General features: G+C 57.4%; 1 protein-coding gene. It reads left to right on the plus strand.

Going from position 1 to position 470, the window contains the following annotated elements; all coding sequences use genetic code 11:
* Window positions 1-118: 118 nt before the first annotated feature.
* On the plus strand, window positions 119-470 hold a 352-nt coding region (locus VF685_RS14065), incomplete at its 3' end, for an IS91 family transposase (RefSeq protein WP_001120875.1).

The raw sequence follows: 470 nt of genomic DNA on the forward strand, positions 1-470 counted from the left end.
GGAGTGACGGGCACTGGCTGGCAATGTCTAGCAACGGCAGGCATTTCGGCTGAGGGTAAAAGAACTTTCCGCTAAGCGATAGACTGTATGTAAACACAGTATTGCAAGGACGCGGAACATGCCTCATGTGGCGGCCAGGACGGCCAGCCGGGATCGGGATACTGGTCGTTACCAGAGCCACCGACCCGAGCAAACCCTTCTCTATCAGATCGTTGACGAGTATTACCCGGCATTCGCTGCGCTTATGGCAGAGCAGGGAAAGGAATTGCCGGGCTATGTGCAACGGGAATTTGAAGAATTTCTCCAATGCGGGCGGCTGGAGCATGGCTTTCTACGGGTTCGCTGCGAGTCTTGCCACGCCGAGCACCTGGTCGCTTTCAGCTGTAAGCGTCGCGGTTTCTGCCCGAGCTGTGGGGCGCGGCGGATGGCCGAAAGTGCCGCCTTGCTGGTTGATGAAGTACTGCCTGAAC

The organism is Acinetobacter sp. Brlt_5, from assembly GCF_051949055.1.
In the GTDB taxonomy this organism is placed as follows: Bacteria; Pseudomonadota; Gammaproteobacteria; order Pseudomonadales; family Moraxellaceae; genus Acinetobacter; species Acinetobacter indicus.